Annotated in this window: 1 protein-coding gene; it reads left to right on the top strand. The window is 47.2% G+C overall.

All coding sequences use genetic code 11. The features are described 5' to 3' along the window. Nucleotides 1-66 precede the first annotated feature (66 nt). Nucleotides 67-1,619 (top strand): IS3 family transposase gene (locus FKP33_RS29005; RefSeq protein ID WP_373423961.1). Its coding sequence is split into 2 segments (ribosomal slippage): nucleotides 67-715 and nucleotides 715-1,619, totalling 1,554 coding nucleotides; the frame shifts between segments, so codons are not numbered across the junction. Nucleotides 1,620-1,664 lie beyond the last annotated feature (45 nt).

Raw genomic sequence — 1,664 nt, 5'->3', positions numbered from 1 at the left:
TGATATGCTCCCCATACGGTAGACAGGTGAAATATTAAAACCTGTTACTGTAAGGGGAGCATTTTCATGTCTATAAAAGAACGGACAGCCTCAGAGAAATTCGCCATCATTCAGGAAATCGAAACGGGTCGTATTAGCATTAAAACTGCAGTCAAAGATTTCGGCATTACCAAAACAACCATCGCCAAATGGCGTCGTCGGTATCGCTTGTATGGCTATGAAGGATTGGAGGTTCGCACCCGTAATCGCAGTTATTCTGCCGAGCTTAAACTCCAAGCCGTCAAAGACTATCTTGAAGGTGGATTATCGCAGTATCAGGTGATCGATAAGTACAAGATGGCCAGCCGAAATCAACTCTCGCGCTGGATAAAGAAGTATAATGGTCATAGTAGCTTAAGGGCTTATACAGGGGGAACAGCTATGACCAAGGGACGCTCGACAACATGGCAGGAGAGGATTGACATTGTCCTGTACTGCCTTGCAAATGGACAAGAGTATAAGAAAGCAGCGAATCATTTCCAGGTTTCCTATCAGCAAGTGTACGGATGGGTCAAGAAATATGAAGCAGGCGGCCAAGAGGCTCTACGGGACGGAAGAGGGCGTACGAAGGCACCAGAGGAGCTAACCGATGCGGATCATCATAAGCTCGCCATGAAGAAGCTGGAGTACGAGAATGAACGACTCCGGGCGGAGAATGCTTTTCTAAAAAAGTTGCAGGAGTTCGAAAGGAGGCGTCCCTAAGCGCACTGCGACAAGAGAACGTCTACCTAGCTATCCAAGCCATTCAGCAAGCGGAGTCGCTCAGCATACAGCTTCTGTGCGAGGTTGCGGGGATTCCAAGGTCGAGCTATTACAAATGGCTTCATCGCGTTCCGAGTGTTCGCGAAGCAGAGAACCAGGAACTGACGGAAGTGATGATGTTCTTGTACGAGAAGGTTGAGGGCACCTTCGGCTACCGTCAGTTAACGCTGCATATGCGTCGCCAAACCAAGAGACCCATTAATCATAAGCGCGTGCAACGCCTGATGAAGATAAAGGGGATTCAGTCAGTGATCCGCAGAAAGAAAAAGAAGTATGAACGCTCTACACCGCAACAGGTGGCTGAAAATCTGCTTAATCGCAACTTCCAAGCGGACGTACCAAATCAGAAATGGGTAACCGACGTAACGGAATTCAAATACGGAAACGGTCAGAAGGCATATTTAAGCGCCATTCTCGACCTCCATGATAAATCCATTGTTTCCTATGTATTGGGGCACTCCAACAACAATCCTCTCGTCTTTAAGACGTTGAAATTGGCCCTGCGTGCCGCGCCTAAAAGCCGGCCAATGCTCCACAGCGACCGTGGTTTCCAGTACACGTCATTGCGCTTTAAGGAGATGTTGGATGAAGCTAAAATGAAACAGAGCATGTCCCGGGTAGGTTGCTGTATCGACAACGGCCCCATGGAATCATTCTGGGGAACGTTGAAATGCGAGAAATATTATTTGCATACCTACCGCAGCTTTGAGGCACTGAAAAAGGACATAGATGACTATATCCATTTTTACAATAACGAACGATTACAAGCAAAACTAAACGGCCTCAGTCCCATGGAATTCAGGACAAAGGCCGCTTAACTGATTTTTATTTTTTGTACTGTCTACTTGACGGGGTGCAGTTCA

This window comes from Paenibacillus sp. tmac-D7 (assembly GCF_006519665.1).
GTDB lineage: Bacteria > Bacillota > Bacilli > Paenibacillales > NBRC-103111 > Paenibacillus_G > Paenibacillus_G validus.
The sequence above is the reverse complement of the archived record's forward strand: the minus strand, read 5'-3'. Positions and strand labels throughout refer to the sequence as shown.